At 57.0% G+C, this 5,233-nt stretch carries 3 protein-coding genes, 1 tRNA gene and 2 pseudogenes; 3 read left to right on the top strand and 3 right to left on the bottom strand.

The annotated features are described in order from the left end of the window. Nucleotides 1–208 precede the first annotated feature (208 nt). Nucleotides 209–1,105 carry a murein peptide amidase A gene (locus HQL56_17905; GenBank protein MBF0311392.1) on the bottom strand — a complete coding sequence of 299 codons (897 nt, stop codon included), beginning with the start codon at nucleotides 1,103–1,105 and terminating at the stop codon, nucleotides 209–211. A gap of 381 nt (nucleotides 1,106–1,486) precedes the next feature. Here HQL56_17905 and HQL56_17900 point away from each other — a divergent pair. The 3 genes from HQL56_17900 to HQL56_17890 all read left to right on the top strand — a co-directional run bounded on the left by HQL56_17900 (nucleotide 1,487) and on the right by HQL56_17890 (nucleotide 3,788). Continuing rightward, nucleotides 1,487–1,561 (top strand) — tRNA-Val (locus HQL56_17900). Nucleotides 1,562–1,780: 219 nt separating this feature from the next. Beyond that, nucleotides 1,781–2,836 carry a DNA cytosine methyltransferase gene (locus HQL56_17895; GenBank protein MBF0311391.1) on the top strand — a complete coding sequence of 352 codons (1,056 nt, stop codon included), beginning with the start codon at nucleotides 1,781–1,783 and terminating at the stop codon, nucleotides 2,834–2,836. Nucleotides 2,837–2,843: 7 nt separating this feature from the next. Next, nucleotides 2,844–3,788 (top strand): ATP-binding protein, encoded by a 945-nt coding sequence (locus HQL56_17890; GenBank protein MBF0311390.1) that lies wholly within the window; start codon nucleotides 2,844–2,846, stop codon nucleotides 3,786–3,788. Nucleotides 3,789–3,900: 112 nt separating this feature from the next. Here HQL56_17890 and HQL56_17885 read toward each other — a convergent pair. Continuing rightward, nucleotides 3,901–4,152: pseudogene (locus tag HQL56_17885) on the bottom strand (DNA-directed RNA polymerase subunit alpha). A 608-nt stretch (nucleotides 4,153–4,760) separates the two neighbouring features. Further along, nucleotides 4,761–5,014, bottom strand: a pseudogene (locus HQL56_17880) (HU family DNA-binding protein). Nucleotides 5,015–5,233: the final 219 nt, after the last annotated feature.

Genomic DNA, 5,233 nt, shown 5'->3' with positions numbered 1-5,233 from the left:
TATTGGGGGGACAGTTCCCTGTCCCCCCAAGGTCTTGATTTTGACTTTGTTTTTAGGCGCGCTTCCAGTGAAGCGAATGCGTTTTTCAGCATTCGCGCAGCGCGCCCAATCGTTGCCGCAGGCAACCAGATTTTTGCGAAACTCGCCCCATTGGTTGCGGCTACGCCGCGCTGTGCATGAATTATCCGGGCTCAGGACGGAGGGGCTGTCACTTGCCCTTGGCGGGAGAGGACGAGGCGTGGACGTGGGTCCGCAGCCAGCGAATCAGGTCGCTCCAAATCTCCTGCACCTCGGCGGGAGGGGGAAGCACCCCGGCGTTTTCCAACTCGATGGTGATCACGGGAATTTTCAGCTCCAACCCGGCGTAACGCCCCAACGAGCCGGGAAACGTCCCCATGGGCGAGAGGGTCAGACGCCCCAACCGCTTGGGCGGCGTGGTGGGGGGGCCGTCGAAGTCCAACAGACCGTAGGGGGCGTGAATCGACACGATGGCATGAGGCTTGAAGGCGTCGATCCGCTCCTTCATCCAGCGGCTTTCCGGCTCGGAAAGGGGGGCGTGACCGGGAAAACGGCGGGGATCGGAACCGGTCTGCCGCTGCCAATAGTCCCGACTCTGGGCCTGCCAGTCGGGGGTCTCGAAATTGCGGTTGAGATCCACCCCGGCGGCGTTGACCCGCTGCGAAACCGGTTGAAGCAGCCCGTCGGGATTGACCAGCGGCGCGATCATCCAATGGAAGAGCCCGGAGTGGTGGGCGTCCAGTTGCTTCATCCACTTGAAGACGATGCTCACCGAGGAGTATTCATCGCCATGCACCCCGCCCAACACCAACACCCGGGCCTGGGGGGGGCGCTGTTTGAGGGGAGGATACTCCTTGAGCAAAATGGCCCGGCCATGGCGGGATTCGCCGCTTTTGGTCATGCGAAACGAGAGGCAATCGGCGGCGCTGACGCTGGAAAGCTTGCCGCCCACCGCCGCGCAGGTCTCTTCCGCCGTCAAGGGGCCGGGGTCGGCACCCGCCGGGCCAGGGGCGAACCACAGCGCCGCCATCGTCGTCAGCAGGCGGAGCCAGGGAGCGCGGAGGGTCGGCGGACGGCGCAAGACCATGGGGAGCAGGGTGGTCCAAAAAAATAGGGGCGAGGGAATCCTCATGAACTCATGATTCGCGCCCCTTTGTACCTGTCCCGGGGCGGCAAGGCCAGGGGAAAACGCACCCGGAGACGGTGGAAAGAGGTCGGGATTTTTCCCCAGGACTTCCGCCGATGGGTGGTGCGCCGGAGTACGGCGGCATCCCATCGGACGCCGCCGACAGGACCGCGCCGCGGATTGGTCGCGCTTCCGCCGGGAAATCAACCCTCGAAACGATCTTGCGACCTGCTCGCAACGCCTGGCGGCGGCGGCATCCTGCGTGAAAAAGGTTGACACCCCGCTGGGTCCGGCGTATAAACTACGGGTTCCCTCATGGAAGCATGTTTTCGCGGGGAAGTTGGGCGGCTAGCTCAGCGGGAGAGCACTGCCTTCACACGGCAGGGGTCGCAGGTTCAAACCCTGCGCCGCCCACCATATTTTCAAGGAAATTCAAGCGGTTGGCACTACAACGCCAGCCGCTTTTTCTTTGCCGGTCACACCACTATGACCAAAACGTGACCGATTTTCGAGTCTGACCACGGCGGCCCAGACGTTCTCCGGGGCCAAGTGGGCGTACCTCTCCGTCATCTTCACCGTGCTGTGACCGAGCAGGTCACGGATTGACGGACCTTTCTGGCGTTGCGGTCATCTCCCATGCCAATTCATCTGTTTGATTTCTTTTGCGGTTGCGGAGGGACCACCCTCGGTTTCCAGCACGCTGGACTAAAACCGGTGTTCGCTTTGGACAACAGCCAGGATTCCATGGCGACTTTTCGCCTGAATTTTCCGGAAGTCCGGGGGGAACAAACGGACATCACGCATTTTCCGACGGATGGGATCGGCGAGATGGTCGCCAACTGTCGGAAAGATCGCATCCCGATCTTGTTCTCCGGTTGCGCCCCTTGCCAACCATTCACTCGGCAAAAAACGATCCGAAAAGCGACGGATGAGCGATTCGGTTTGTTGGGGCAGTTCCGGCGGTTTGTGGACGCACACCTGCCGGATTATGTTTTTGTTGAAAACGTTCCCGGTCTGATGAGGCCGCACCCGGATAGCCCTCTATCCGCCTTGATGGCCACTCTGACTGAAAAGGGATACCACATCGCCAGTGGGATTATCGCCTCCCAGGATTACGGGGTTCCACAGCAGCGCCATCGTTTTGTCCTGGTGGCTTCGCGATTGGGCGATCCTATGACGTTGCCCGCGCCAACCCATGGTCCCGGTGGCAGTCTCCCTTATGTAACCGTGCGGGACGTGATTGCGGAATATCCCCCCTTGCAGGCTGGAGCAACCTGTCCGGTCATCCCATCGCACCAGGCGCCTCATCTCTCCCCGCTCAATCTGGAGCGTCTGCGCAACACCCGGCCAGGCCAAAGTCGGCGCGATTGGCCGGATCACTTGTGGTTGGAGTGCCATCGCAAAGGGCATGGAGGACACGGTGACGTGTACGGCAGGATGCGTTGGGATGAACCCGCATCTGGTCTGACCACCCGCTGTATCAGTCTTTCCAACGGGAGGTTCGGCCATCCTGAGCAAGATCGGGCCATCAGTGTGCGCGAGGCTGCAGCATTGCAAACCTTCCCGGACGACTTTCTTTTTTCCGGCATGATGACCTCTCAGGCGCGACAGATTGGCAACGCCGTTCCGCCGCGCCTTGCAAAGGCTTTCGGAATGTATATTCTGAACCACTATAGAAGTCATTCCAGGTGAAGAGATCATGGCCAACTTTAAAACAAGCGCTCGTACTGTAGATATGCTAGGAAGGCAGCAAATCGCTGGCATCCCGAGCGCCATCAATGAGTTGTTCAAGAACGCCCACGACGCTTACGCCGACCGGGTGGAAGTAGACTATTACCGATCCGACAAGCTGTTCGTTTTGCGGGATGACGGGATCGGCATGACCGAAACCGAATTTGAGCAGCGCTGGCTCACTCTGGGTACGGATAGCAAGGTTGGGGCAAGCGGTGCCATGTCCCTACCTTACCGCCCACCGAACAAAGCGGAGCGTCCGTTGACCGGGGAAAAGGGCATCGGAAGGTTGGCCGTTTCCGTGCTGGGGCCGCAAATGCTGCTCCTTACCCGAGCGCAACGGGATGATGGTCTCCACGACCTGGTGGTTGTGTTCATCCACTGGGGCGTGTTCGAGCTTCCCGGCTTACATCTGGAAGACATCCGCATTCCCTTGCGTACACTCCCTCACGACCGGTTTCCCACTGCGGACGACGTGCAAGGGATGGTGGAGGAGTTTCGCGCCAACTTGACCCGAAAGTCCCCCACTGCCCGGAGAATCCTGGATGATCTGGATGTGTGCCGGATCGATCCCGAGGTAATTGCCGATTTTCTGCCTCCCGGTCCCGACCTGCGGAACGGAGGTTCCGGCACCTGGTTCATCATCAGCCCCGCCAGTGAACTCTTGGAAAGGGATATCGATGGTGTTGACATGGAGAAGGATAGAGCCCCGCCCATCGAGAAACTTCTTCTCGGTTTTACCCAAACCATGACCCCGGACCACCCGGCTCCCGTCATTAAACCCGCGTTTCGCGATCACAAGACCGACCTGCGTTTTGAAGACCGGAGCCATGAGGATCGACTTTTTACGCCAGAAGAAATTATCAACGCCGATCATCGTATCAGCCCGTTGAAAATCGGCCTCAGTCCGTAGCCGGTTGATGGATGAAAATCACAAGGTGGGCGGAGCCTCGACTTGGGCAAAGCGACCGCACATCACCGTATAGAGTTATCTTTGGATTTTTCTGATCTATCGGTGAAGGCGTTTATTCAGCACTTTCTTCTAGTTCCCGCGCAGTTAATGCATGGTTTAGAGGCTTCCAGCCGTCCAGCTTCATACCCAGGTTCAACCCCATATCCTCCAGCACTTCCTTGATTTCATTCAAGGACTTGCGACCGAAATTGGGGGTTTTGAGCATCTCCGCTGCGGTTTTTTGCACCAAGTCGCCGATGTAAACGATATCATCGTTATTTAAGCAATTCGATGTACGCACGGATAGTTCGAGCTCTTCCACTCTTATATTAAACAGTTCAGTCAAGTTTGCATCCAAGAGGCTTCTTAAATTTTCACTGATTTTTCTCATGGAATTTTGGTTTGCATTTCTCGGCAAAACATCAACAGCAGTAGCTATAACCGATTGCATATCATCCTTGTACGTTTTGAGAGCGGCTCCACTCTTACTCAAACGCACATCCAAGATTTTTATCTTTCCAGACAATGACTGAACTTCACTCTGGAGTCTTTCACACTCGGATGTGAGAGATTGATAATATTGAGTTGCTATCTCACATGTGGTAAATTCTTCTTCACAAGCTGAGCATTTTTTTGTCCTTTTTCTGATCGAGACATCTCTCCCAACCTTACTTTCAAAAAATTTTTTCCATTCTTTTCCACTGTGATATTGTTTCTGATCTGTGCTAACCACTGAATGAGGACGATACTCTCCGCAGTGCGGACATTCCATTGTTAGTGGAGACTTCCCCTCATAGTTCGCCATGTCAATATCTCCAAGCTATAAAAGTGTTAACGCAGTCCTTTGCTTTGATGGAGGAGAAGTCAATGCCGCAAAGATCAAAAAAACCGTGTGGTTCACCACCTTTTCGGATCAACCATTCACCCCGTTCTTCAACGACGCCCCGGCCTGAACCGCACGGACTTGGACGCCGGAATTTTGATCTCCTGCCGGTTTTCGGGTTGCGACCAGTCCGGGTGCCACGTTCGGTGACGGCGAAAGAACCGAACCCCATTACGGCCACCGAATCCCCGGCGTTGAGGGCTTCAGCAATGGCCGCGAACGTGACCTTCACCGCGTGATCGGCGTCGGCCAGGGTCATGCCAGTGGCGGCGGCGACGTGCTTCTTCAAGACGGTGGTGTTCACGGGTCTGGCTCCGGCAATTGGCTGTTGGTCCAATTGGTGCGGCGGAAAACGATGACTCTACAATCTTCATCGGCCTGTGGGAAGAGTCCCCTGAAAAAAGTCGGATCCAGAGTGCGGTGTTCTGTGCCTGAAGGCGGGGGATGGGGCGCGTGGACTCAGGCGGTCACCTTGCGGCATTCGACGGAGCAGGCCTTGCAGGCTTCGGCGCAGGCCTTGCAG

It is taken from the genome of Magnetococcales bacterium (assembly GCA_015231925.1).
Lineage (GTDB): Bacteria > Pseudomonadota > Magnetococcia > Magnetococcales > JADGAQ01 > JADGAQ01.
Note: the sequence above shows the minus strand (reverse complement) of the source record. Positions and strands in the feature narration are given on the sequence as shown.

Bases quoted from the DNA above. Each gene is read 5' to 3' on its own strand.
- HQL56_17905 (MBF0311392.1), bottom strand. From the start codon at position 1,105: ATGGTCTTGCGCCGTCCGCCGACCCTCCGCGCTCCCTGGCTCCGCCTG.
- HQL56_17890 (MBF0311390.1), top strand. From the start codon at position 2,844: ATGGCCAACTTTAAAACAAGCGCTCGTACTGTAGATATGCTAGGAAGG.
- HQL56_17895 (MBF0311391.1), top strand. From the start codon at position 1,781: ATGCCAATTCATCTGTTTGATTTCTTTTGCGGTTGCGGAGGGACCACC.